The organism is Collimonas fungivorans Ter331 (assembly GCF_000221045.1).
Lineage (GTDB): Bacteria > Pseudomonadota > Gammaproteobacteria > Burkholderiales > Burkholderiaceae_D > Collimonas > Collimonas fungivorans_A.
In genome coordinates, this window is record NC_015856.1 from 3,189,363 (window position 1) to 3,213,196 (window position 23,834).

Genomic DNA, 23,834 nt, shown 5'->3' on the forward strand with positions numbered 1-23,834 from the left:
ATTACAATGAAACAGCAAAAAATATACAGCCAGTTGATCAGCCCTGCATTCATTTTCTTGTCGATTTGGGCGATTCAGATTATCGGGCATGCATTCCTAAGCGATGATTTTGATGCGTTTCAGGATGAGACTTGGTGGCTGCTGGCGGCGGCAATATCCGCTTTCTGTGTTGGTTGCATTGGCGCTTCTGTATCGGTACGACAGCAAATTGCCCCATACTTCTCAGAGTCGGCGCGCAAGATAAAGGCAACGAAACTCTGCTTTCTAGTGCTGGCCGGCTTCTTCATCATCTATTCCGTGCTGCCGACCGTTGACATGGTGCTGGCCGCCGGATCAATCGCCGGCGCTCGGGCCGCTGTAGTGGCTGGCATCACTAATTACGACAATTCGGCAGTGATTTCCTACTACGTCAGCACCTTGGTGGTGATCTTCTCAATCTACCTTGTTTCTCGATCATACCTTTTTACCAAGACATTTATTGCGCTGGCACTATTCATCGGGCTATTCGCTGCGGTGTTGTCATCTGGCCGTACCCTACTCCTGCTGCTGTTCTCTGCGGTGCCGGTGTCGCTCTATCTCCAAGGCAGGATTAGGCTCAAAACAATCGCGGTGACCGTTTTGCTATTCATGGCCGCATTCCTGCTGTTGGCCGTGATACAGGGCAAAGGCGGCGACGACATTGAAATGTGGGATCAGGTCACATGGAACCTTGAGGTGTACTTCTTGAATGGGCTGGCAGCGTTCAATTCGTTCGTCGTCAACAATTTTCCCAGCTTTGACGGGAGCTTGCTGCTGCCGAACATGTTCCGGCGCCTGTTTGATATCGGTGGCGAACCAGCGGCGCTGGTGCTGCCATTTGTGGAAACGCCGCTGGTGGGGAATGTCTATACCGCCATGTACCCGTATTACCATGACGGCGGCCTGCTCGGCCTAGTCTGCGGATTCTTCGGCATCGGCTTCTTTAGCCAGTACCTATACCGCAAGCGCCGCAAGTCGAGCAACCATATTTTCTATTATTCGGTCAGCGTCTATGCGCTCATCATGACCGTTTTTCAAGAACAATATTTGCAGGCCTACCCGATCTGGGTAATGATCTTTGTGGTGCCCGCGCTGCCGCGGCTGGGAATTTTCTTCTTCAAGCCGGCAATCAAGGCGCAGATCCATTCTCCCGGCTAAGTGCGAGAGCCGTCTTCTTCATTTCATCGCGGGCGGCGTTGTAGTCGTCGATGCAGGCGTTGAGGTCGCGCACCGATCCGTCAGCGTCTGTGGCGACTGCGACAAGAGCGTCAGCAAACGCCGGCAATAGTTCGGTTCTTGTTTCTTGATTGTCGGCGGCAACGGCGGCATTTCCGGAACTGGTGTTTTGACGAGCCGCGCGGGTGAGGACTGACACCAGCATAGGCAGAAGCGGCAGCGCGGCGCTGGGGATCATTTTGCCCAGCCTGCGGCCGTCAGCACCAGCAGCCCGACGAACACTAGTAGGCCGGCCACCACCACCGCCGCCGCTACGTTCCCGCCGCGCACATCAGCGATCAACTCGCTCAGTTTGATATCGGGAAAAACGATTCGCGAAAGGATGATGGTCACGCCGACCACCACTGGCAAATGCGTCAGCCAGAGAACCACCACTTGCATTCCCAGAGGATCGAAGAAATACCAGACCAGCAAGCACGGCACCATCAGCAGCCATGCACTGCCATCGACCAGCGCCGCAGCGCGTTGCATCCATTTTTCAAAGTTCATTTTCTACCTCCAGTAATCTGCAATCTTGCAATCCGCTCCAGGGCTTCAATGCGCAAATCCTGCTTATCATCGACGCGATGAATATCCGAAATTGATGTCACGATATGATCGATCCTGACATCCCTGTTGAACGCCTTTGGGTGCGCGAAACATGGGGTATGGGTTCCAGGCCTGACCCTTGGGGTGGCTATGACGGCATTGAATATAGAGCCGACGAGGCATGGCTCAGCGATGACGATGATCTTTACTGCCACAAGGTCAAAACGCCTGAGGACATTTGCTTGAGCGATTACCGTTCTGGGTGGCATCCATCCATTCACATGCCACGCTGGGCCAACCGCATCCTGCTGGAGATCACCGCCGTGCGCGTCGAGCGGCTGCAGGACATCAGCGCTGAGGATGCCTACGCCGAAGGCGCAGCGGTCTGGGCGGCTGAGAACGCCGAACGGCTACTCCGCGAAGGAAATAAGTACCGCAATATCATTCAATCCTTCGCGGCCCTATGGGATTCAACCGGCGGCAGCTGGGCGGCGAACCCGTGGGTGTGGGTTGTGGAATTCAAACGCATTGACGAGGTGAAGTGATGAGCGACCAAATAACGGCCATTGAAGCAGCAAAAATACTCGGCGTCTCCAGCCGTCAGGTCCACGAATTGGCAGCGCCTGGCGGCCCGATTCCATGTTTCAGAATCGGCAAGCGTATCATATTCACCCAGACGGACATCCAGGAGTACTTACAATCATGCCGATATACCGCGACAAAACGCGAGGTTGCTACCGCTTTGAATTCAACCGTGTTATTGAAGGCCGGCGGGTCCGCGCTAGAAAATACCTTCCGAAAACTTGGACTCAGTCCCAAGTGGACGCTTTCGACAGGCAAGAAACAGCCCGACTCTACGCGGTCGGAACAGCCATCGAACGTGTTGAATATTCCATTGAGGATGCGGTCAACGTCTACATCCTAGAGCGGCTGCCGCACCTGAAGACCGGCGACCATGTAGCGCGCGAGTTGGCCCAAATGAACTGGGCCTACACCGGCAGGCCGATCACCGCGCTGGCCGATGCCTGCAAGTTCTTCGCCGCCAAGGGTGTGCGGACAAATGAGGATGACAAGCGCCCGTTCTCGCCGGCATCGATCCGGAACCGAATCCGCTATCTGACTGCCGCATGCCGGTATGGCTGGAAGCACCACAACATGTGCAAGGACGACCCCGCGGCCCGGGTGAGTGTGCCAGTCGTCAAGAACGAGCGCCAGGAATACGCCAGCCGCCGGCAAATGCTGCAGCTCTCCAGGGCATGCACCAACAGGCCGGCGCGCCAAGCAATCCGAATTGCCTTTTATTCAGGGTTGCGGCTAAGCGAGATACTGCGTACCCAGGTGCGAGGCCAGACGTTTTACCTGATGGATACCAAGAACGGTGACCCTCGGGTCGTGCCTATCCATCCCCGCATCTGGTCTGCGTCCGGCGCTTCAACCAGAAAACGCCAAAGATCACAATCCAGCGAGCATTCCAGCGCGCAAGGCAAGTTTGCGATTTGGTGCATATTCACTTTCACGACCTGCGCCACAGTGCCGCCAGTGAATTAATCAATGCCGGCGTCGACCTTTTCACGGTGGGCCGGGTGCTCGGCCACAAAGACCCGCGCAGCACCCAGCGTTACAGCCACCTGGCAATCGACACGCTCACGGTTGCCGTCGGGAAGATTGGCAGGAAGTCAGCATGATGGCAAGAAAATCCCCCCAGAACGCAAAAACGCCCCGGTCTACGGGGCGTTCAATATTACGTAAGTGCTTGATTATATGGCGGAGAGGGTGGGATTCGAACCCACGGTACGATTTAACGTACGCTTGATTTCGAGTCAAGTACATTCGACCACTCTGCCACCTCTCCGGTTTTCGGTCGACTTGCTGTGTTTAATGCAGCAAAGCGCAAGATTATAGCAGACTCTTTTTGACTATGGAATGTCTTTTTATTCAAGCCATTCCACAACCGGCGTCGGCCCTAACCTCGCGCCAAATAGCCCTGTCAAATCAATTACTTAGCACTCAACTTGGTGATGCCGCCCATGTATGGATGCAGCACCGCCGGGATCTCCACGCTGCCGTCCGCCTGTTGGAAATTCTCCAGTATTGCCACCAGCGTCCGTCCGACCGCCAGGCCGGAACCGTTCAGGGTGTGCACCAGTTCGGTCTTGCCCTGGGCATTGCGGAAACGCGCTTGCAGGCGGCGCGCCTGGAATGCCTCGAAGTTGGACACCGAGGAAATCTCGCGGTAGGTGTTTTGCGCCGGCAGCCATACTTCCAGGTCGTAGGTCTTGGCGGCGCCGAAGCCGATGTCGCCGGTGCATAGCGACACCACGCGGTACGGCAGGCCGAGCTTCTTCAAGATATTCTCGGCGTGGCCGACCATTTCCTCCAGCACTTCATAGGATTTTTCCGGATGCACGATCTGCACCATTTCGACCTTGTCGAACTGGTGCTGGCGGATCATGCCGCGGGTGTCGCGGCCGTAGCTGCCGGCTTCCGAACGAAAACATGGCGAATGGGCCGCCATTTTGATCGGCAGTGTTTCGCCGGCGACGATTTCGTCGCGCACGATATTGGTCAGCGGCACTTCGGCCGTCGGGATCAGGTACAGCGCGGCGGCATCGGCGCCCTGCTCGCCTTCCTGGCCGCCTTTTTTCACCGCAAACAGGTCTTCTTCAAACTTCGGCAGCTGGCCGGTGCCGCGCAGCGAATCGGCATTGACGATGTAAGGCGTATAGCATTCGGTGTAGCCGTGCTCGGCGCCGTGGGTGTCCAGCATGAACTGCCCGAGGGCGCGGTGCAGGCGGGCGATGCCGCCCTTCAGCACGACAAAGCGCGAACCGGTGATCTTGGCGGCGGTATCGAAATCCAGGCCGAGCGCGGCGCCGACGTCGACATGGTCGCGCACTTCGAAACCGAAGCTGGGCGGCGTGCCGACTTTGCGCACTTCGACATTGGCGGCCTCATCGGCGCCCACCGGGACCGATTCGTGCGGGATGTTGGGCACCGACAGCAGGAATGCGCTGACCTGCTCCTGCACCAGGTCCAGCTTGGTGGCCGACGCCTTCAGTTCATCGCCGATGCCTGCGACTTCCGCCATCACGGCCGAAGCGTCTTCGCCCCGGCCTTTCAGCATACCGATTTGCTTGGACAGGGAATTGCGCTGGCCCTGCAATTCCTCGGTACGGGTCTGAATTTGCTTGCGTTCGGCTTCCAAGGCATTGAAGCTATTGACGTCGAGCTTGAATTTGCGCGTGGCCAGGCGGTCGGCGGCGCTGGCGATGTCTTTGCGAAGAAGTTGGATGTCGATCATGGACTTGGAATCAATAGGGGAAGGAATAAGCTGGCATTGTACCAAGCCCGGCCATTCCCCGGCCAGCCAATCTCCATGAACGATCATTGCTAAAACAATAACATTATTTACTCAAGTCAACTTTATAGAAGTCGTGCAGCGCAAACGCCGACATCTTGAACCCGATGACGGACTTGCGTATCGGCGTGTGGGTCAGCGAATGGGCAATGTCTATCCACGGCGCTTCTTCATGCGCGATCACCTGCGCCTGTTCATATAGCTTGCTGCGTTCCGCCTGGTTCGTGCTGAGCTTGGCTTTCTGGATCAATGCTTCAAAATCCTTGTTGCACCAGCGTGCGGTATTGCCGCCGCTACGGACGGAATCGCATCCCAGCAAGGTGGCGAAGAAATTGTCCGGATCGCCGTTGTCTCCCGACCAGCCGAACATCATAGCGTGCTGGTCGCCCTGTTTGCTGCGCTTCAGGTATTCGGTCCACTCGTAAGTGGTCAGCTTGGTCTTGACGCCGATTTTTGCCCAGTCGGCCTGCACCAGCTCTGCCATGCGCTTGCCGTCCGGGTTATAGGGACGCGTGACCGGCAGGTACGACAGCTCGACCTCGATACCGTTGGGGAAACCCGCCTTGGCCAGCAGTGCCTTGGCCTTGACCGGATCGTAGCTGTAGTCCTTGATCTTGTCGTTGTAAGACCAGAGCGTGGGCGGAATCGGATTCTTGGCGATCTGGCCTGCGCCCTGGTAGACCGTTTTCAGGATCGTCTGCTTGTCGGTCGCCAGGTTCAGCGCCTGCCGCACCAGTTTGTTGTCGAACGGCTTTTTCTCGACATTGAACGAAATATAGCCGATGTTCAGGCCCTCCTTGCTCAGCAAGGTGATCGCCGGGTCGGTTTTCATCAGCTCGATGTCGGCCGGCTTGGGAAACGCCATCACCTGGCATTCATTGGCCTTGAGCTTGGCGTAACGCACCGATGCGTCAGGAGTGATCGCGAAAATCAGGTTATCCAGCTTGGAACGGCCATCCCAGTATGCATCGAAGGCCTTGTAGCGGATCACGGCATCCTTCTGGTAGGACACGAACTGGAACGGGCCAGTGCCTATCGGGTCGCGATCGATGACTTCCGGCGTGCCCGCCTTCTTCATGTTGTCGGCATATTCAGCCGAAAGAATCGAGGCGAAATCCATGCCGAGGTTGGCGACGAATGGCGCTTCCGGATGTTTCAGCCTGAAGACGATGGTGTAGTCATCGGTCTTTTCTATCTTGGCGATGATTTTTTCCATGCCCATGTCGAGGAAAAAACTGAAGCTCTGTCCGGCCGAAAGCTGATGGAACGGATGATGCGGGTCCAGCATGCGATTGAAGGAAAACAGCACGTCGTCGGCATTAAAATCGCGGCTCGGCTTGAACCTGGCGTTGCCGTGGAATTTCACGCCCTTGCGCAATTTGAAGGTATAGGTCAAGCCGTCGTCCGACACCGTCCAGGATTCCGCCAGCGCCGGAACGATCCTGGTGCTGCCCAGTTCAAACGCCACCAGCCGGTTGTAGATAGGCACCGACGAGGCATCGAAGGTGGTGCCGGTGGTGAACAGCTGCGGATTGAAACCCTCCGGGCTCCCTTCCGAGCAAAACACCAGCGTTTTGGCCGGTGCGGCATGGACGGCGGCGCAAGACAGCACGGCCGCGCCGACTGCCGCAATCAGTTTGAATTTCTTGTTCATCAGTTCTTGTCTCCCTCTGGTTTTATGTGTGAAACCGGTAAATAATCTTCTACCAAACGTACCCAGAACGTTGCTCCCAACGGGATCAGGGCATCGTTGAAATCGTAATGCGGATTGTGCAAGGCGCATGGCCCCAGCGTGGCTTGCCCGTCGCGATGCTCGTCATTGCCGTTGCCGATCAATACGTAGCATCCGGGCCGCTGCGCCAGCATGAATGAAAAATCTTCCGATGTCATCAATGGCGGCAAAGTGATCAGCGCCTGCCCGCCCAGCCAGTCTTTGATGACTGTGCGGCATCTGGCGGTTTCAGCAGGATCGTTGATCAGCGCCGGCATTTCCCGGGTGAAGGCAAAATCCATGCTGCATTCATAGGAGTGCGCCACATGTTCCGCGATGTGCCGCAGGCGCTCTTCTATGCGCTGCAATACATGTTCATCGTAGGTGCGCACCGAGCCGCCCAGCCAGGCCGTGTCCGGGATGACATTAAAAGCGGTCCCGGCCTCCAGCCGGGTGACCGAGACCACGGCCGGGTCGGTCGGAGACAAGCTGCGCGCGACGATGTTCTGGATTTGGGTGGCGATCTGCGCCGCTGCCAGCAAAGCTTCGGTGGTGACATGCGGCGTGCCGACATGCCCGCCCTTGCCGCGCACCGTGATAGTGAACACGCTGCAGCTCGCTTCGCGGCCGCCCGGTTCGGCGACAAAAGTGCCGAGCGCCAGGCCCGGCCAGTTATGCATGCCGAATATGGCGTCGCACGGAAATCGTTCGAACAGACCGTCTTCCACCATCGCCAGCGCGCCGGCGCCGTCTTCTTCGGCCGGCTGGAAAATCAGGTTGACCGTGCCGTCGAACCGGCGCGTGGTGTGCAAATGATAGGCGGCGGCCAGCAGCATGACGGTATGGCCGTCGTGGCCGCAGGCGTGCATGCGGCCATCGTGCCGCGAGCGGTGCGGCATCGTGTTCTCTTCCTGCATCGGCAAGGCATCCATGTCGGCCCGCAAGCTGATCGCACGCTGGCTGTTGCCGTTGCTTAAGGCGGCCACCACGCCGGTTTTTCCGATCCCCCGCGTGACCGCAATACCCCAGCCTTCCAAGGTAGTCGCGACTTGCTCTGCGGTGCGGTGCTCCTCATATGCCAGTTCCGGGTGCGCATGGATGTCGTGCCGCAAGGCCACCAGCTGGTCAAGATTGGGCAAATCAATAAGCTGCATGGCAGGTCCTTGTGCGATTTCGTTCATTAGATAATGAGCGCTGATTATTGCAGCTCTTGCCGGAGGATGGGCAGTTCACGTTTGAAACCGCCCAATTTATCTGCAGCGATGCCGAGTTCGCGCGCAAAGCGATGGCCTTGATAAACGGCGGCGGCAATGGTGCCGGGGCCGAAAGCGTCGCCGATGGTGCACAAGCTGCGGTTCCCCGCCGCCGCCAGCTCCTGCCGCTTGTCGACGAGTTCCAGTGCGAGGCCGTCGGCAGGCAAGCGGGCGGTCACGCTGACCAGCGTGGAGCACGCTATTTCTCGCAGCTTTCCGGTAAGCTGGCATTCGACCGTCGCAGCTCTCTCGCTTAACTGCCTGACGTTGCTGTAGGTATGGACCTCGACGCCCAGGTGCAGTAGGCGGCGCAATATCGCCAGCGCTTCCAGCGTATCGCTGGTCCAGGCCGACACCAGCGCCGCCGGCGTGACCAGGACCACCCGGTTGCCGGCCAGCGCGCACCGCTCGGCCAGCAAGCCGCCCATGTAGTAATGGTCATCGTCAAACACCACCACCGCGCCTTGCGGCTGATGGCCGCGCATCAGTTCATCCGGGGTCCGGACATTGTGCCGGTCGAAGCCTTGGACCGGCGTCCCGTTGGCGCGTCCGATACCGTCGCGGCGCCAGAAAGAACCGGTGGCCAGCGCGATATGCGCCGCGCCGAATTCAAGCACATCGGCGGCGGCCAGTTTGCTGCCCCGGAAAATATCGACGTTGCTCATGCGCTGCAATTGCGTCACCCGCCAGTCCCTGACCCGCGCCCATTCGCGCAAGCCCGGCAGCCCGGATTCCAGCGCCACGCGCCCGCCGAGCTCGCTGCCGGCCTCGACCAGCGTCACTTCATAACCGCGCCTGGCGGCGGCCAGCGCCGCTTCCAGACCGCAGGGCCCGGCGCCGACGACCAGCACCGAACCTTCATCCGCCTTCTCAGGCATGGTTTCCGGATGCCAGCCGCGCCGCCACTCTTCGCCCATGGTGGGATTCTGCGTGCAGCGCAGGTTGGAATTGCTGTGGTCCGACGATACGCAGATATTGCAGCCTATGCATTCGCGGATTTCATCGATGCGCCCTTCTTCGATCTTGCGCGGCAAGAATGGATCGGCGATCGACGGCCGGGCGGCGCCGATGAAATCGAGGATCCCCCGCCTTACCTGGCTGACCATGGCGTCCGGCGAAGTGAAGCGGCCGACGCCTACCACCGGCCTGGTGGTCAGCTGCTTGACGAAGGAGACGTATTCCTCCTGGTAACCCTCCTTCTTGAAACGCGAGGTGGCGCTGTCATTGGCCCAGGAACTCACATTTACGTCCCACAGGTCCGGCAGCTCGGCCAGCAGGCCGACCACGTCGCGCCCTTCGGCTTCGCAGGAAACGCCGTCCGGCCCCAGCAACTCATCGACGCCCAGCCGCACCGCCACCGCGCAGCTGTCGCCCACCGTGTCGCGCGTATCTTCGATCAGTTCGCGCAGCAGCCGCACCCGGTTCTCGAGTGAACCGCCGTATTCGTCGATCCTGTCGTTCTTGCGCTTTTGCAGGAAATGAAAAGGCAGGGACAGATCGTGCGATGCATACACGTAGATGACGTCGAAACCGGCGCGCCTGGCGCGCAGCGCCGCGTCCCGGTGCCAGCGCCGCAATTCGCGGATGTCGGCCTTGGTCATGGCGCGCGCCTGCATCGGCGCGACGCTGGTCACGGGGCGATGCGAAGGACCCAGCGGGATTTCGCGCGTGGTGAAGTTGGCGCTCGACATGCCCTTGTGCAGCAGTTCGATCCCGGCCAGGGAACCATGCTCATGGACCGCATCCGCCATCAGCTGCAATGCGGGAATGTCTTCATCTCCCCACAAACGGCCCTCGTTGAACGGCGAGCAGTCGCTGCTGGGGTGGATTTCCACTTCTTCCGTGCACACCACGGCCCAGCCGCCTTCCGCCTTGACCTTGCGCAGCTCGGCCAAGGCGCGCGGCTGGGTCCAGCCCATGCCGTTGCAGTGGGGCACCTGGAAGAAACGGTTCCTGGCCGTGACCGGACCGATCTGCACCGGCTCAAACAAAATATCAAAACGGGAATCGCGCATGCAAGCTGCCCTCAATGAGATTCGATGCCACCGATTGGTGACAACAACATCGTTCTCTCTATTGCAGCTTTTGTGCCAAACCAAAACCCAAGGTAAGCGCCTGATTTATCGGCAAAATGTTTTTCGCGCCGGATGCCGGTTATTCGTCGACTTAACGAGAAATTGACGAATTGACAAAATTTCGCCATCCTCTGCTCCATGACCCGATCATGGAGCGCCCATGGATACAGAACTAGCCAGCGCACTGGCGATTTTTTCTCAGCTGTTCGACGCGATGCCGCAGCCGGTCGCCATCATCGATAGCGAGGGCAACTATGTCTATTACAACCAGGAGAGCGCGAAGATAGACGCCTATCCCGCCGAGCGCGCAGTCGGCCATCCATTGCTGGATATTTATCCTGCCATGGATGCGGAAAGCAGCACCTTGCTGCAAGCCCTGCATCACGGCAAGCGCTACACCGGCGCCTTCCAGGCCTTCATCAATGCGCAAGGCCGGCTGGTGCAGCAGATCCATACCACCTTGCCGTTGCTGAACCGGCGCGGCGCGGTTGTCGGCGCCGTGGAAATCGCGCGCGACCTGGCCGCTGCCGGCAGCGACGACGGCGCCTCAGCCATCGCGCCAAACAAACAGGAGGCATGCCGGCATGGCATCGTCAGCCAGGACCCCGCCATGCAGGTCTTGATACGCCAGGCTGAAGCGCTTGGCAAGGCAGGCGTCAACGTGCTGCTGTGCGGCGAGACAGGAACCGGCAAAGAGCTCTTCGCGCGCCTGTTGCACCAGTCCAGTCAGAGAGCCGGCGCGCCGTCGCCATCGCTGTCACCATTTGTTGTGCTGAATTGCGCGGCGATTCCGGAAACCCTGTTTGAAAGCACCCTGTTCGGCACGGCCCGCGGCGCCTTCACCGGCGCCCAGGAACGGCAGGGCCTGATCGAAACGGCGAATTCAGGAACCCTGTTCCTCGATGAATTGAATTCCCTGCCCTGGTCGGTGCAAGGCAAGCTGCTGCGGGTGCTGCAGGATGGCATGTTCAGCCGGGTCGGCAGCAACAAGGAAATCCGAGCCGACCTGCGCGTCATCGCCGCCGCCAACGAAACGCAACAGGAAATGCTCGCGGCCAGGAAGCTGCGTCCCGATCTGCTGTACCGGCTGAACATCGGGCAGCTGTCGATTCCGCCGCTCAGGGAACGGTGCGGCGACATCCCGCTGCTGGCGGAAGCATTCCTGCACAAGCATCGTGGCGTCGCCGGCGGCCGCGTCAAGCGGATCGCCCCTGCCGCCATGCGGCAGCTGCAGGCGTGCCGCTGGCCGGGCAATGTCCGCATGCTGGAAAACGTCATGCAGCGCAGCCTGATTTTCTGCGAAACCGGCGACGAGCTCCAGGCTATCTGGATAGGGGAGGATGCGGCCGATACCCGGTCGCATGACGCACCGGCGGAACCGGTGGCGGACACGCAAGGCCAAGGCAGCGGCCTGTCGCTGGAAGAGCAGATGTCATCTTACGAAAAAACGCTGCTGATAGGTTTGCTCAAGGAGCACGCCAGCCTGTCCGAAGTGGCACGACGTTGCGCCATCCCGCGCGCCACCCTGCAGTACAAACTCAAGAAACACAACATCACGCTGCATCGCAGCGCCTCCTGAATGCCGGTCAGCTGATTTCCTCCAGCCGATGGCAAGCCACCAGCCTGTCATCGAACGGACGCAGCACAGGCACCTCTTGCCGGCAGCGCTCGATCGCATGCGGGCAGCGGTTGTTGAAACTGCAGCCCGGCGGCGGCGCCAGCGGCGACGGCAGCTCTCCCGGCAGCATCATCTTTTGCTGCCGCTGCGCCGGATCGATGCGCGGGGTGCTGGCAAGCAAAGCCTTGGTGTAAGGATGCAAGGGACGGCTGAACACCTGTTCTTTGCTGCCATGCTCTACCGTTTTACCGAGGTACATGACCAGCACGTCGTCAGCGATGTGCTCCACCACCGACAGGTTGTGGGAGATGAACAGATAGGCCACGCCGCCGGCTTGCTGCAGGTCCATCAGCAGGTTCAGCACCTGCGCCTGGATCGATACGTCGAGCGCGGAAACAGGTTCATCGGCCACGATCACTTTCGGATCCAGCATCAGCGCGCGCGCGATCGCCACCCGCTGGCGCTGGCCGCCGGAGAACATGTGTGGATAACGGCCATAGTGCTCGGGCCGCAGGCCAACCTTGGCCATCATCGCTTGCGCCTTGTCGGCGCGTTCTTTGCCGCTGAGCCGGGTATTGATGATCAGCGGCTCTTCCAGCATCTGTCCGACTTTCTTGCGCGGATTCAGGCTGGCGTAGGGATTCTGGAACACCATCTGCACCAGCGGCCGTACCCGTTTCAGGGTCGCGTGGTCGGCGTCGGCGATATTGGCGCCGTCCATCCACAGCTCGCCGCCGGTAGGCGGTTCGATCATCGTGATCTGGCGCGCCAGAGTCGATTTACCGCAGCCGGATTCGCCCACTACTGCCAGTGTCCTGCCCGGCTGCAAGGTGAACGAGATGCCGTCCAGGGCGCGCGCCGTGGCCTTCGGCTTGAACAGGCCCTGCGATACGCTGTAATGCTTGACCAGGTTTTTTGCTTCAAGCAAAACTACCGGATTGGCGATTGTTTCCATATTCGAATTCATCATCATGCAGCCCCACTGCTCAGCATTAAGTCGGCTGTCTTGGCGTCTGTCTTGCGGGAGAGTTCCGACCAGCCGTTAGTCGGCTGGCCCGCAAGATCCAGCGGAAAATGGCAGCGCACCTGTTCCTGCGCCGCTCCCAGCAACTCCGGCCGTTCCTGGCGGCAGCGGTCTTGCGCGTAGGCGCAGCGCGGGCTGAGCAGGCAGCCGGCAGGCCTGTCGTACTGGCCGGGCACCACACCGGGAATGGTTTGCAGGCGTGCGCGGCCGATATTGTGCTCGGGCAGCGCCGCCAGCAGCGCCTGGGTGTAAGGATGTTTCGGCGCGTTGAAGATATCCGGCACGCGGCCGGTTTCCACTACCTGCCCGGCGTACATCACCACTACCCGCTGCGCGGTCTGGGCCACCACGCTCAGGTCATGCGTGATCAGCATCAGCGCCATGCCGCGGTCGCGCTGCAGCTGCAGCAGCAGTTCCAGCATTTGCGCCTGCACCGTGACGTCCAGCGCCGTGGTCGGTTCGTCGGCAATCAGCAGGCGCGGGTTGCAGGCGATCGCAATCGCCACCATGACACGCTGGCTCATGCCGCCCGACAATTGATGCGGATAGGCATCCAGGCGTCGTTCCGGATCGGGGATATCGACCTGCTTGAGCAGGGCCAGCGCCTTGGCGCGCAATTCTTTCTTGGAGCCGCCCTGGTGCACGCGCAGGGTTTCGATCAGCTGGTATGCGACGGTAAAGGACGGGTTGAGGCTGGTCATCGGATCCTGGAAGATCATCGCGATGTCCTTGCCCAGCATGCTGCGCCTTTCCTTTTCCGGCATTTTCAGCAAATCGCGGCCGTCGAACGCCATGCGTTCGCCTTTGACGCGGCCCGGGTAGTCGATCAGTCCCATCAGCGCCAGCGAAGTGACGCTCTTGCCGGAGCCGGACTCGCCGACGATGCCGACCACTTCACCGGCTTCGACGCTCAGGTCGAGGCCGTCGACGGCGGTGAACGGCGCTGCCGTCGAGCCGAACTCGACCCGCAGCTGTTTAATGTCTAGCAATGCCATAGTCCTGCCTTATCGTTTCAGTTTCGGGTCGAGCGCATCGCGCAAGCCGTCACCCATCAAATTGAACGCCAATACCGAGATCAGGATCGCCAGGCCGGGGAAAGCCACCACCCACCAGGCGCTCTGGATGAATTCCATGGCGCTGGCCAGCATCGAGCCCCATTCCGGCGTCGGCGGTTGTGCGCCCATGCCGAGGAAACCGAGCGCGGCCGCATCCAGGATGGCGGAAGAGAAACCGAGCGTGGCTTGCACGATCAAGGGCGCCAGGCAGTTGGGCAGGACGCAGTTGAACATGATGCGCAAGGTGCCGGCGCCGGCGATGCGCGAGGCGCTGACATAATCGCGCGACATCTCGCCGATCACCGCGGCGCGCGTCTGCCGCGCGTAGTGCGGCAGCATCACCACGGCAATCGCATACATCGCGTTCATCAGGCCAGGCCCGAGGATGGCGACCACCGCGATCGCCAGCAACAGGCTCGGCAAGGCCAGCATGATATCCATCAGGCGCATGATGGCGACTTCAACCAGGCCGCGGAAATAACCGGCCAGCAGGCCGAGCAGCACGCCGGTGGTGAGCGACAGCGAAATCGACACCAGGCCGATCAGCAGCGACAGGCGCACGCCGTGGATCAGGCGCGACAGCATGTCGCGTCCGACCGGATCGGTGCCGAGCAGGAACTGGCTGCTGCCGCCTGCCTGCCATACCGGCGGCACCAGGGTCGACTGGCGGAACTGCTCGATCGGCGAATGCGGCGCGATGACGTCGGCGAACAAGGCCGCCAGCACCATGGCGATGATGATGGCGAGGCCGATGACGGCGCCGCGGTTCTGGCTGAAATAGCCCCAGAATTCGCGCAGCGGATGCGGCGGCGCGGCCGGCCTGGAAGCGATTTGCGCGGCGGGTTTGACTTCAGGCGTAACGGTAGCGTTGTTCATGAGCGATGGCGAATACGTGGATTGATCACGCCGTACAGCAGGTCGACGGCCAGGTTGACGATGATGATGGTGATCGCCGACAGCAGGATCCCGCCCTGCACCACCGGATAATCGCGGCGCTGGATCGCCGCCACCAGCCACTTGCCGATGCCGGGCCAGGAAAAGATGGTTTCCGTCAGGATCGCGCCGGCCAGCAAGGTGCCGACCTGCAGGCCGACCACCGTCACCACCGGAATCAGGGCGTTGCGCAGAGCATGCACCGCCACCACCCGCGCCCGCGACAGCCCTTTGGCGCGCGCGGTGCGTACATAGTCCTCGCGCAGCACTTCCAGCATGGCGGAGCGCGTCATGCGCGCAATCACGGCCAGCGGAATGGTGCCGAGGGCGATGGTAGGAAGGATCAGGTGCGACAGCGCCGACTTGAACGCGCCGCTGTCGTCCGACAGCAGGCTGTCGATCAGCATGAAGCCGGTCACCGGCGGTACGTCGAACAGGATATCGATGCGACCCGAAACCGGTGTCCAGCCCAGGGTCACGGAAAACAGCAGGATCAGCAGCAGCGCCCACCAGAACACCGGCATCGAATAGCCGGTGAGCGAAGCGCCCATCACGGAATAATCCAGCACGGTGTTACGTTTCAGGGCGGCCAGTATGCCGGCCGGCAAACCGACGATCAGCGCAAACAGTATGGCGCAGAAAGACAGTTCCAGCGTCGCCGGGAACAGCGTCTTGAATTCGCTCAGCACCGACGTATGGGTCATGATCGACATGCCCAGGTCGCCCTTGAACAGGTTGCCCAGATAGTTGAAGTACTGCATGTAGATCGGCTGGTCGAGTCCCAGGTCATGCGCCATTTGCGCATAACGGGCCGGGTCCATGCCGCGCTCGCCGGTCATGGCTTCGACGGCGTTGCCAGGTATCAGGTGTATCAGTAAAAACACCAGCAGCGTGATGCCGAGAAAGGTCGGGATGACCAGACCGACACGGCGCAGGAGAAATCCAAACATTGGCGTTACCTGTTCGATGAAAGATGACAGCAACAGCGCTGTCGATTGCTAGCGGTAAATTTAAGCCGCTCCCTACTGCGCGTAGCGAGCGGCTTAATCAGAACAAAACCATGGCCACGACTTATTTGGCCAGGTCAACCTTCTCGAAGTGGTGATGCGCGAACACAGCCATCTTGAAGCCGATCACTTCCTTGCGCACCGGCGTGAAACGCACCGAGTGGGCCAGGTCTATCCATGGCGCTTCTTCATGCAGGATCACCTGGGCCTGTTCGTACAGCTTGGCGCGTTCGTCCTGCTTCGGCGTCAGCTTGGCTTTCTGGATCAGCGCTTCGTAGTCCTTGTTGCACCAGCGCGCGGTATTGCCGCCGCCCTTGACGCCTTCACAGCCCAACAGCGGCGCGAAGAAATTGTCCGGGTCGCCGTTGTCGCCCGACCAGCCGAACATCATCGAGTGCTGGTCGCCCTGCTTGCTGCGCTTCAGGTACTCGGTCCATTCGTAGGTGGTGAGCTTGGTCTTGACGCCGATCTTCGCCCCAGTCGGCCTGGATCAGCTCGGCCATGCGCTTGCCGTCCGGATTGTAGGGACGGGTGACCGGCAGGTACCACATCTCGACTTCGACGCCGTTCGGGTAGCCGGCCTTGGCCAGCAATTCCTTGGCCTTGACCGGATCGTAGGTGTAATCCTTGATCTTGTCGTTATAGCCCCACAGCGTAGGCGGGATCGGGTTCTTGGCCGGGACGCCGGCGCCCTGGTAAACGGTCTTGAGGATGGTCTGCTTGTCGACCGCCATGTTCAGCGCCTGCCGCACCAGCTTGTTGTCGAACGGTTTTTTCTCGACATTGAACGAGATGTAGCCGATGTTCAAGCCCGGCTTGGTCATCATGGTGACGGCCGGATCGGCTTTCATCAATTCGATGTCGGCCGGTTTCGGATACGCCATTACCTGGCACTCGTTAGCCTTGAGCTTGGCGTAGCGCACCGAAGCGTCAGGGGTGATGGCGTAGATCAGGTTATCCAGTTTCGGACGGCCGCCCCAGAATGCGTCATTGGCCTTGTAGCGGATCACGGCGTCCTTCTGGTAAGAGACGAACTGGAACGGTCCGGTGCCGATAGGCTCGCGGTCGATCACTTCCGGCGTGCCGGCCTTCTTCATGTTGTCGGCATATTCGGCCGACAGGATGGACGCGAAATCCATGCCGAGGTCGGCGATGAACGGCGCTTCCGGATGTTTCAGCTTGAACACGACAGTGTTGTCGTCGACTTTTTCCACCTTGTCGATGATCTTGTCCATGCCCATGTCCAGGTAGTAGCCGAAGCTCTGGCCGGCGGCCAGCTTGTGGAACGGATGGCTGGCGTCGCCCATGCGGTTGAACGAGAACAGCACGTCATCGGCGTTGAAATCGCGGGTCGACTTGAACTTGGCGCTGCTGTGGAACTTGACGCCCTTGCGCAGCTTGAACGTGTAAGTCAGACCGTCATCCGACACGGTCCACGATTCCGCCAGGCCCGGAATCGGCTTGGTGGTGCCCAGTTCGAACTCGACCAGGCGGTTGTACATCGGCACTGACGACGCATCGAAGGTGGTGCCGGTAGTGAACAGCTGCGGATTGAAACCCTCCGGGCTGCCTTCCGAGCAAAACACCAGGGTCTTGGCCGCCGCCGCATAACCGGCAGTGGCGCACAGGACGGCTAGCAGCGCCGCCTTGGCGATCAATTTTCTTTTCATCATAGGTCTCTTTCCTTAGGTTATGGTGAAACTGATGCATTTAACAACGATTCACAAGGGGAACACAAGTTTGAATGTAATACGCCTGCCGTTACTGCGATTTCTGTCATCTCCTAGGCCGCCATCAAGGCTTCGATCTCGGCGCAGGTTTTGGGAATGGCCGGGCCCAGCACTCTTGCGCCCGCTTCGGTCACCAGCACGTCGTCTTCAATCCGGATGCCGCCGAAATCCATGTGTTCTACAAATTTGTCGTAGTTGATCAGCGCACTGTGGCGCGCTTCCGCCTGCCAGCGCTGGATCAGGGCCGGGATGAAATAGATGCCCGGCTCCACCGTCACCACCATGCCGGCTTGCAGCGGCTTGGCCAGGCGCAGGTTGCGCAGGCCGAACAGTTCGCTGCGGCTGACGCTGGCATCGTAGCCGACCCGGGTTTCGCCCAGGCCTTCCATATCGTGCACGTCCAGGCCCATCTGGTGCCCCAGGCCATGCGGGAAACAAATGGCGTAGGCGCCGGACTCCACCACCTGCTCCGGCGTACCGTTAAAAAATCCGAGCCCGGACATGGCGGCAACCATGTGGGCGGCAGCCCGCTTGTGGACTTCCAGATAAGAGACGCCCGGCCGCATGGCGCCGATGGCAAGCTGCTGCGCGGCCAGCACGATTTCGTACAAGCCGCGCTGGCGTTCGCTGAAACGGCCGCCGACCGGAAAGGTGCGCGTGATGTCGCTGGCGTAGCCGAGGACGCTGGACGCGCCGGAATCGTTCACCACCAGGTCGCCTGCCTGCAAGCGGTTCTTGTGGTCGCGGTTGTGCAGGATCTCGCCGCTGCGGGAAAAAATCATCGGATAAGCGTTTTGCAGGTCATGGCTGCGCATGATGCCTTCCATCGCCGCCACCACCTGGTATTCATAGGTATCCGCCTTGGCTTGCCGCATGGCGGCGACGTGCATGTCGCGCGTCACGCTCAGGGCGTTTTCTATTTCCGCGATTTCCTCGTCGCCCTTGATTTCGCGCAAGGCGATCACGGCGGCCATCAGGCTTTCGGAAGCGCCGGACTTGCATTGTTCCGGCGTGCAATCGAGCAGGCTGGCCAGTTCGAGTATGGTTTCGCCGCGGTAAGGCGGCAAGTAGTGGATAGTGCGGCCTTGGCGGCGCGCCTCTGCCAGCACCTCGACCAGCTGTTTGTGCGGCTGCACCGCGCTGATGCCCACCGTCTCGGCGCGCTGCGCAAAAGAGCTTTGCGGTCCGACCCAGATCACGTCGTCCAGGCTTGGATCATCGCCGAACAGGGTCTCGCTGCCAGCCTCGATATCGATCAGCGCCGCCAGGTCAGGCTGGTTCAAGCCGAAGAAATAGGAAAACGATGAATCCTGGCGAAACCAGTAATGGTTGTGCAGGTAGTTCATGGAAACATCGGTATTGCCCGGAAACAGCAGCAGGCCGGAAGAAAAGCGCTGTTTCAGCTGCTGCCGGCGCTGGCTGTAGACGGCCGGCTTAAACATCGTGGCCTCGCGCCTGGTCCGCATCGAACATCTGTCTGATTGGTTGTTGGTGCATCGTCACTCCATTCCGCTGTCATTGCCGACGTCTTTGTCGACTTCGTGTCTGGCGCCTGCAGCCGGGGCAATATATGGTTTTCTGTAAGTGCAAAAACCATGCCACGGACCTGTCCTGCGTCTCAAAAAAATTCAGTGCCGCGTAATAACTGTTCCTGCTCCCGGCACGCAGTCGATTGCGGGCCGTCGAACAGCGCCACGGTGCCGACCCAGATCACTTCAGCCACCTGGTTTTCGTGCGGCAGCGATTCGATGCTGTGCGGGATATTGGCGTCGAAATGCAGGCTGTCGCCGACACTCAGCACATAGCTGTCTTTACCTACCGTGTAGCCGACCTGTCCGCTCAGCACGAAGATCATTTCATCGCCTTCGTGCGACACCAATTCCGATTTGTAGCCGGCCGGCATGGTGAACTTCACCGAATGCACCTGGCTGCCGGGGAATACCGTCGAGAGTCGTTCGTATTTGACGCGGCCGCTGGCCACCGAGTAGGGTTGCCGCTGGCTGCGGTAGGTATCCGGCCGCAATTGCGCCGGTTGTTTGATCAGGTCGCCAATCGTCACGCCGAGCGCCTTGGCGATCACCACCAGCGAAGTGATCGAAGGACTGGTCTGGCTGCGCTCAAGCTGCGAAATGAAGCCCGCGGTCAAGCCGGTTTCGGCCGCGACTTGCACCAGTGTCTTCTTGACAGCATGACGCCGCGCACGGATCGAGCTCCCCAGCTGTGGCATTTCCATCGTTTCTGTCTCCGGCCCGTACCTTGTCGTATTTAATACTCATTTGGTACTTATTTGTTACTTTGTTTATTGCTTCCACATCGAACAACGCCAGGCGTTAATTCAACAGTAACTTTTTAATAATCAGCGTCAGCACCCAGCGTCCATTGCAGCTGCGACTGCGGCGATCGGGCGTCGGAAATTATAGTCACACTAAAATTTGAGTCAAGAACCTTTTTTAAATTATCTTAGTACATGGTCAAAACAAAGAAGGCAGGCCGACCTGGCGCCTCGGCCGGAGCCCGATGCCGCTGGCCACAGGCCTTGATCTTGCTTAAGGATGAGAGGCAGCGGGCGCATTTTCGGATGACTTTCAACTTCAAAGCGGGTATTTTCAACTATACCTTTTCCAGCCAACCCTCATTCAAGAAGGCAGACATGCATATCAATCGACGCAACTTCATCGCCCAAGCCATTGCTGTCGGCTCGCTGGCCGCCGCCGGCCCGGTATTTTCCCAGGAACCGGAATCGACCGCCGCCAGGATCAAACGCACCGGCAAGCTGCGCATGGGGGCCATCAACGGCGCCTCGCCGTATTTCACCAAGGACCTGGCAAGCGGCGAATGGAAGGGTTTCATGGTGGACCTGGGGCGCGACCTGGCGAAATACCTGAAAGTCGACGTCGAATGGGTGGAAACCACCTGGGGCAATGCCGTGCTCGACGTGCAAACCAACAAGATCGATTGCCAGCTCGGCATGGCGCCCTCGCCGGCGCGGCGCGAAGTGGTCGATTTTTCCGCGCCGATTTTCCAGAACTACAACACGGTGGTCGCCAAGAAGGGCTTCAATTTCGAACGCTGGGAACAGCTCAACTCGCCCAGCGTCAAGGTCGCGGTGGACGTCGGCTCGAGCCACGACCAGCTGGTCACCAGGATATTGCCGAAGGCGACAGTATTACGATTTGAAACTTCCGCGGCCGCCACCATGGCGCTGCAATCCGGCCGCGTCGACTGCCAGGTGCTGGTGATCCTCCTGTCAACCGCCCTGCTGACCAAGCTGCCGAACGTCGGCCATATCGTGTTCCCGTCCCCCGATGAAACCAACCCCACCAATGTCGGCATCCGCAAGCAGTCCGACCAGACTTTCACCAAGTCGGTGAATGCCTGGCTGGAAGAAGCCAGGGCCTCAGGCAAAGTGAAAAGCACCATCATTTCCAATATGCAAACGCTGGTCGGCGTGCCGCCGACAGCATTTCCATCCCAGGTTCACTTTTAAGCTGTGAGGCAGGCATGTATCAGTGGGATTTTCATACGCTTTGGCAGTACAGGAACATCATTCTCACAGGTTTTGGCTACACGGTAGGCTACACCGTCATCGTCGTCATACTGGGACTGCTGGTTGGATTGATCGCCGGGCTGTGCCGGCTGTCGCCTAAGGTTTATATATCCGGACCATTCCGCGCTTATGTCGAATTGTTCAGGTGCACGCCGGTGCTGGTGCAGCTGATCTGGTTTTATTATGCGCTGCCGATCCTGACGGGCATCGAACTGACGCCGGGCATGGCGGCAGTGCTGTCGCTGACCCTGTACGGCGGCGCCTTCTATTCTGAAATCATCCGCGGCGGCGTGATTTCCATCGATCCCGGGCAGTCGGAAGCTGGCATGGCGCTGGGCATGACCCAGTTCCAGCTGATGCGGCGCGTGGTGTTGCCGCAAGCGTTCAAACGCATGACGCCGCCGCTGGTCAGCCAATCCATCATGCAGCTGAAGAACACGTCGCTGCTGTCGGTGCTGGCGGTGCCGGACCTGCTCTACCAGGGGCAGATCATTGCCCACGACACCTATCGTCCGCTGGAGATCTATTCGCTGATCGCCATCCTGTATTTCGCGATCTTGCTGCCGGCGACAATCCTGGCCAAGCGGCTCGAAGTCAAGGTGTCCGACGGACGGGGAGCCTGACCATGGACAACCCAATGATTGCCATCAGCAACCTTAAAAAATGTTTTGGCGATAACACCGTCCTGAAAGATATTTCCCTGCAGATCGGAAAAGGCTCGGTAGTGGCGATGATCGGACCTTCCGGTTCCGGCAAGTCGACCCTGCTACGCTGCATCAACCTGCTGACGATCCCGGACGCCGGCGTGGTCAATGTCGGCGGCCAGTCGATCATATTCGACGGCAAGCAGACCGCGCTGCCGAAAGCGCGCAACCTGGCGAAATTCCGTTCCAAGACCGGCATGGTGTTCCAGCACTTCAACCTGTTTCCGCACATGACGGTGCGGCAGAACGTCATGGAAGGCATGGTCACGGTGCTGAAGATACCGAAACAGGAAGCGCGCGCCGCAGCCGACGCCTTGCTGCAGCGGGTTGGACTGAGCGAGCGCGCGGACGCTTATCCAAGCATGCTGTCGGGAGGACAAAAGCAGCGGGTCGCGATTGCGAGAGCACTGGCCATGAAACCCGATGTCATGCTGTTCGACGAAGCCACTTCCGCGCTGGATCCGGAACTGGTGGGCGAAGTGCTGAACGTCATCCGCTCGCTGGCGGCGGAAGGCATGACCATGATCCTGGTGACGCATGAAATCGCGTTTGCCAAAGAGGTAGCCGACCAGGTCATTTTCATGCGCGACGGCGTTGTGGTCGAATCCGGGCCGCCGGCCATCGTCATCGACAATCCTGTGCAGGAAGCCACGCGCAGTTTCCTATCGCGCTTCAAGAACAGCGGCCACTGAGCATGGCGCCGCCTTTGAAGGAAACAGCTTGAATCCGATCGAGAAGCGACCCGCCCCCTTGCGCGTGGTGGTCATCGGCGCCGGCATCGTCGGCGCCGCCTGCGCCATCGAACTGCTGCGCGACGGCCACCATGTCACCCTGCTCGATCCAGACGAGCCGGGCGGCACGCAGGCCGCCAGCTACGGCAACGCGGCATGGCTGAGCCCGGCTTCGGTGGTGCCGATGTCGATGCCTGGCTTGTGGAAAAAATTACCGGGCTATCTGTTCGATAAAAACAGCCCTTTGACCATCCGCTGGAGCGCCCTGCCGTCGCTGCTGCCGTGGCTGGCCAGGTTCATCTGGGCCGGCGCCAGCGTTGCCCGGGTCGAAGCCACGGCGCGCGCGTTGTCCGCCCTGCTGCGCGATGCGCCCGCGCGCCATCGGGCGCTGGCGCAGGAAGCCGGCGTGCCCGGCCTGATCGTCAGCCGCGGGCTGCTGTATGCCTATCCCGATCGCGCCGCCTTCGAAGCGGAAGCGCTGGGCTGGCGCTTGCGGCGCGACAATGCGGTGAGCTGGAAGGAACTGGACGCACAGGCAATACGCGAACTGGTTCCTGAACTGGACCGCAGGTATCAGTTCGCCATCCTGCTGCAGCAAGGCGCCAACTGCGCCGACCCGGGCGCCTATGTGGCAGCGCTGGTGCGCCATGCGCTGGGCCAGGGAGCTGCCCTGCATCAAGCCAGGGCGACCGGGTTCGACCTGCAGAACGGCCACTTGCGCGCCGTGCTTACCGACCGCGGCGCACTCCCCTGCGAACGCGCCGTGATTGCCGCCGGCATCCATTCCAAGGCGCTGGCCAGGTCGGTGGGCGACAATGTCATCATGGAAAGCGAGCGCGGCTATCACGTCGTCATAGAAAATCCGCCGTTCAAGCTGGCCTTGCCGGTGATGCCGGCGGACGCCAAGACCGGCAATACCTCGACGCTGTCCGGCCTGCGCATTGCCGGCCAGGTAGAGCTGACCAGGTTACAGGCGGATCCGGACTGGAGCCGCGCCGACACCCTCCTGCGCCACGCAGCAGCGACCTATCCGGCGCTAGCGACATCGATCGGGAGCGCCGCCGTCCAGCGCTGGATGGGACACCGGCCGTCCACCACCGATGGCAGGCCGGTGCTGGGACCGGCGTCCGGCTGTCAGGACGTGTTCCACGCTTTCGGGCACGGCCATGTCGGCCTGGCGTCGGCGCCGGTTTCCGGACGGCTGGTGGCCGACCTGATATCCGGCCGGCCGCCGGTCGTCGATCCGGCGCCCTACTCGGTAAAACGGTTTTAGAAACGCCGGATTCTCAGCCGCTGCAGATCCGGC

The 23,834-nt window shown here is 60.2% G+C and carries 21 protein-coding genes, 1 tRNA gene and 2 pseudogenes; 10 read left to right on the forward strand and 14 right to left on the reverse strand.

From position 1 onward, the window contains the following. Positions 1–6: 6 nt before the first annotated feature. Positions 7–1,176, forward strand: a complete 1,170-nt coding sequence (locus tag CFU_RS13820; protein ID WP_014006657.1) for an O-antigen polymerase — start codon at positions 7–9, stop codon at positions 1,174–1,176. On the opposite strand, the gene CFU_RS13825 is transcribed toward CFU_RS13820, so the two are convergent. Both CFU_RS13825 and CFU_RS13830 read right to left on the reverse strand, forming a co-directional pair. Beyond that, the gene (locus tag CFU_RS13825) at positions 1,148–1,432 is read right to left on the reverse strand and encodes a hypothetical protein (RefSeq protein WP_041742059.1); all 285 of its coding nucleotides are present in this window, start codon (positions 1,430–1,432) and stop codon (positions 1,148–1,150) included. The two genes, CFU_RS13820 and CFU_RS13825, sit on opposite strands and share 29 nt — an antisense overlap. Further along, positions 1,429–1,743, reverse strand: a complete 315-nt coding sequence (locus tag CFU_RS13830; protein WP_014006658.1) for a hypothetical protein — start codon at positions 1,741–1,743, stop codon at positions 1,429–1,431. The genes CFU_RS13825 and CFU_RS13830 overlap by 4 nt, the downstream gene beginning before the upstream one ends. Positions 1,744–1,847: 104 nt before the next feature. On the opposite strand from CFU_RS13830, the gene CFU_RS24545 reads away from it, so the two are divergent. From CFU_RS24545 to CFU_RS25220, 4 genes and pseudogenes are all read left to right on the forward strand, one after another. Beyond that, positions 1,848–2,327 (forward strand): hypothetical protein, encoded by a 480-nt coding sequence (locus tag CFU_RS24545; protein WP_014006659.1) that lies wholly within the window; start codon positions 1,848–1,850, stop codon positions 2,325–2,327. Then, positions 2,327–2,431, forward strand: a pseudogene (locus tag CFU_RS25545) (hypothetical protein); the annotation flags it as partial. The gene CFU_RS24545 and the pseudogene CFU_RS25545, both read left to right, overlap by 1 nt. 53 nt (positions 2,432–2,484) lie before the next feature. Then, entirely contained in the window at positions 2,485–3,330 is an 846-nt protein-coding gene (locus CFU_RS13840; RefSeq protein WP_238531313.1) for a site-specific integrase, read from the forward strand. Beyond that, complete coding sequence (locus tag CFU_RS25220) at positions 3,240–3,467, forward strand: tyrosine-type recombinase/integrase (protein ID WP_238531469.1); 228 nt, start codon at positions 3,240–3,242, stop codon at positions 3,465–3,467. Before CFU_RS13840 ends, CFU_RS25220 begins: the two co-directional genes overlap by 91 nt. 77 nt (positions 3,468–3,544) lie before the next feature. Here CFU_RS25220 and CFU_RS13845 read toward each other — a convergent pair. The 5 genes from CFU_RS13845 to CFU_RS13865 all read right to left on the reverse strand — a co-directional run bounded on the left by CFU_RS13845 (position 3,545) and on the right by CFU_RS13865 (position 10,119). Next, a tRNA-Ser gene (locus CFU_RS13845) sits at positions 3,545–3,634 on the reverse strand. A 144-nt stretch (positions 3,635–3,778) separates the two neighbouring features. Further along, on the reverse strand, positions 3,779–5,083 hold the full coding sequence (gene serS, locus CFU_RS13850; RefSeq protein WP_041742060.1) for a serine--tRNA ligase: 1,305 nt from the start codon (positions 5,081–5,083) through the stop codon (positions 3,779–3,781). A gap of 103 nt (positions 5,084–5,186) precedes the next feature. Continuing rightward, positions 5,187–6,794, reverse strand: coding sequence for an ABC transporter substrate-binding protein (locus CFU_RS13855; RefSeq protein ID WP_014006662.1), 1,608 nt, complete (start codon positions 6,792–6,794; stop codon positions 5,187–5,189). Further along, positions 6,794–8,005 (reverse strand): M20 aminoacylase family protein, encoded by a 1,212-nt coding sequence (locus CFU_RS13860; protein WP_041743496.1) that lies wholly within the window; start codon positions 8,003–8,005, stop codon positions 6,794–6,796. The genes CFU_RS13855 and CFU_RS13860 overlap by 1 nt, the downstream gene beginning before the upstream one ends. A 44-nt stretch (positions 8,006–8,049) precedes the next feature. Next, positions 8,050–10,119 carry an FAD-dependent oxidoreductase gene (locus CFU_RS13865; protein WP_041742061.1) on the reverse strand — a complete coding sequence of 690 codons (2,070 nt, stop codon included), beginning with the start codon at positions 10,117–10,119 and terminating at the stop codon, positions 8,050–8,052. Positions 10,120–10,339: 220 nt separating this feature from the next. On the opposite strand from CFU_RS13865, the gene CFU_RS13870 reads away from it, so the two are divergent. Next, complete coding sequence (locus CFU_RS13870; RefSeq protein WP_014006665.1) at positions 10,340–11,758, forward strand: sigma-54 interaction domain-containing protein; 1,419 nt, start codon at positions 10,340–10,342, stop codon at positions 11,756–11,758. A gap of 7 nt (positions 11,759–11,765) precedes the next feature. On the opposite strand, the gene CFU_RS13875 is transcribed toward CFU_RS13870, so the two are convergent. The 7 genes and pseudogenes from CFU_RS13875 to CFU_RS13905 all read right to left on the reverse strand — a co-directional run bounded on the left by CFU_RS13875 (position 11,766) and on the right by CFU_RS13905 (position 19,779). Continuing rightward, the gene (locus CFU_RS13875) at positions 11,766–12,770 is read right to left on the reverse strand and encodes a peptide ABC transporter ATP-binding protein (RefSeq protein WP_014006666.1); all 1,005 of its coding nucleotides are present in this window, start codon (positions 12,768–12,770) and stop codon (positions 11,766–11,768) included. After that, entirely contained in the window at positions 12,767–13,816 is a 1,050-nt protein-coding gene (gene dppD, locus CFU_RS13880) for a dipeptide ABC transporter ATP-binding protein (RefSeq protein WP_014006668.1), read from the reverse strand. Before dppD ends, CFU_RS13875 begins: the two co-directional genes overlap by 4 nt. A gap of 9 nt (positions 13,817–13,825) precedes the next feature. Beyond that, entirely contained in the window at positions 13,826–14,752 is a 927-nt protein-coding gene (locus CFU_RS13885) for an ABC transporter permease subunit (protein ID WP_014006669.1), read from the reverse strand. After that, a complete protein-coding gene (locus CFU_RS13890) occupies positions 14,749–15,759 on the reverse strand; it encodes an ABC transporter permease subunit (RefSeq protein ID WP_041743501.1) in 1,011 nt (336 codons plus the stop codon). The genes CFU_RS13885 and CFU_RS13890 overlap by 4 nt, the downstream gene beginning before the upstream one ends. Positions 15,760–15,880: 121 nt before the next feature. After that, positions 15,881–17,489 (reverse strand): annotated as a pseudogene (locus tag CFU_RS13895) (ABC transporter substrate-binding protein). 110 nt (positions 17,490–17,599) lie between these two features. Then, positions 17,600–18,988 (reverse strand): aminopeptidase P family protein, encoded by a 1,389-nt coding sequence (locus CFU_RS13900; protein WP_041742062.1) that lies wholly within the window; start codon positions 18,986–18,988, stop codon positions 17,600–17,602. Positions 18,989–19,164: 176 nt separating this feature from the next. Continuing rightward, positions 19,165–19,779, reverse strand: coding sequence for a helix-turn-helix domain-containing protein (locus CFU_RS13905; RefSeq protein ID WP_014006674.1), 615 nt, complete (start codon positions 19,777–19,779; stop codon positions 19,165–19,167). Between the two features lie 417 nt (positions 19,780–20,196). Here CFU_RS13905 and CFU_RS13910 point away from each other — a divergent pair, with 417 nt between their 5' ends. The 4 genes from CFU_RS13910 to CFU_RS13925 are packed head-to-tail and all read left to right on the forward strand — an operon-like array spanning position 20,197 to position 23,801. Further along, entirely contained in the window at positions 20,197–21,033 is an 837-nt protein-coding gene (locus CFU_RS13910) for a transporter substrate-binding domain-containing protein (RefSeq protein ID WP_041743505.1), read from the forward strand. A gap of 14 nt (positions 21,034–21,047) precedes the next feature. After that, entirely contained in the window at positions 21,048–21,716 is a 669-nt protein-coding gene (locus CFU_RS13915; protein ID WP_014006676.1) for an amino acid ABC transporter permease, read from the forward strand. 2 nt (positions 21,717–21,718) lie between these two features. Further along, positions 21,719–22,489, forward strand: coding sequence for an amino acid ABC transporter ATP-binding protein (locus tag CFU_RS13920; RefSeq protein ID WP_014006677.1), 771 nt, complete (start codon positions 21,719–21,721; stop codon positions 22,487–22,489). Positions 22,490–22,517: 28 nt separating this feature from the next. Beyond that, complete coding sequence (locus CFU_RS13925; RefSeq protein WP_014006678.1) at positions 22,518–23,801, forward strand: NAD(P)/FAD-dependent oxidoreductase; 1,284 nt, start codon at positions 22,518–22,520, stop codon at positions 23,799–23,801. Positions 23,802–23,834: the final 33 nt, after the last annotated feature.

Excerpts from the sequence above, each read along its gene's own strand:
- CFU_RS13820 (WP_014006657.1), top strand. The coding sequence starts at position 7 with ATGAAACAGCAAAAAATATACAGCCAGTTGATCAGCCCTGCATTCATT.
- CFU_RS13825 (WP_041742059.1), bottom strand. The coding sequence starts at position 1,432 with ATGATCCCCAGCGCCGCGCTGCCGCTTCTGCCTATGCTGGTGTCAGTC.
- CFU_RS13830 (WP_014006658.1), bottom strand. The coding sequence starts at position 1,743 with ATGAACTTTGAAAAATGGATGCAACGCGCTGCGGCGCTGGTCGATGGC.
- CFU_RS24545 (WP_014006659.1), top strand. The coding sequence starts at position 1,848 with ATGATCGATCCTGACATCCCTGTTGAACGCCTTTGGGTGCGCGAAACA.
- CFU_RS13840 (WP_238531313.1), top strand. The coding sequence starts at position 2,485 with ATGCCGATATACCGCGACAAAACGCGAGGTTGCTACCGCTTTGAATTC.
- serS (WP_041742060.1), bottom strand. The coding sequence starts at position 5,083 with ATGATCGACATCCAACTTCTTCGCAAAGACATCGCCAGCGCCGCCGAC.
- CFU_RS13855 (WP_014006662.1), bottom strand. The coding sequence starts at position 6,794 with ATGAACAAGAAATTCAAACTGATTGCGGCAGTCGGCGCGGCCGTGCTG.
- CFU_RS13860 (WP_041743496.1), bottom strand. The coding sequence starts at position 8,005 with ATGCAGCTTATTGATTTGCCCAATCTTGACCAGCTGGTGGCCTTGCGG.
- CFU_RS13865 (WP_041742061.1), bottom strand. The coding sequence starts at position 10,119 with ATGCGCGATTCCCGTTTTGATATTTTGTTTGAGCCGGTGCAGATCGGT.
- CFU_RS13870 (WP_014006665.1), top strand. The coding sequence starts at position 10,340 with ATGGATACAGAACTAGCCAGCGCACTGGCGATTTTTTCTCAGCTGTTC.
- CFU_RS13875 (WP_014006666.1), bottom strand. The coding sequence starts at position 12,770 with ATGATGATGAATTCGAATATGGAAACAATCGCCAATCCGGTAGTTTTG.
- dppD (WP_014006668.1), bottom strand. The coding sequence starts at position 13,816 with ATGGCATTGCTAGACATTAAACAGCTGCGGGTCGAGTTCGGCTCGACG.
- CFU_RS13885 (WP_014006669.1), bottom strand. The coding sequence starts at position 14,752 with ATGAACAACGCTACCGTTACGCCTGAAGTCAAACCCGCCGCGCAAATC.
- CFU_RS13890 (WP_041743501.1), bottom strand. The coding sequence starts at position 15,759 with ATGTTTGGATTTCTCCTGCGCCGTGTCGGTCTGGTCATCCCGACCTTT.
- CFU_RS13900 (WP_041742062.1), bottom strand. The coding sequence starts at position 18,988 with ATGTTTAAGCCGGCCGTCTACAGCCAGCGCCGGCAGCAGCTGAAACAG.
- CFU_RS13905 (WP_014006674.1), bottom strand. The coding sequence starts at position 19,779 with ATGGAAATGCCACAGCTGGGGAGCTCGATCCGTGCGCGGCGTCATGCT.
- CFU_RS13910 (WP_041743505.1), top strand. The coding sequence starts at position 20,197 with ATGCATATCAATCGACGCAACTTCATCGCCCAAGCCATTGCTGTCGGC.
- CFU_RS13915 (WP_014006676.1), top strand. The coding sequence starts at position 21,048 with ATGTATCAGTGGGATTTTCATACGCTTTGGCAGTACAGGAACATCATT.
- CFU_RS13920 (WP_014006677.1), top strand. The coding sequence starts at position 21,719 with ATGGACAACCCAATGATTGCCATCAGCAACCTTAAAAAATGTTTTGGC.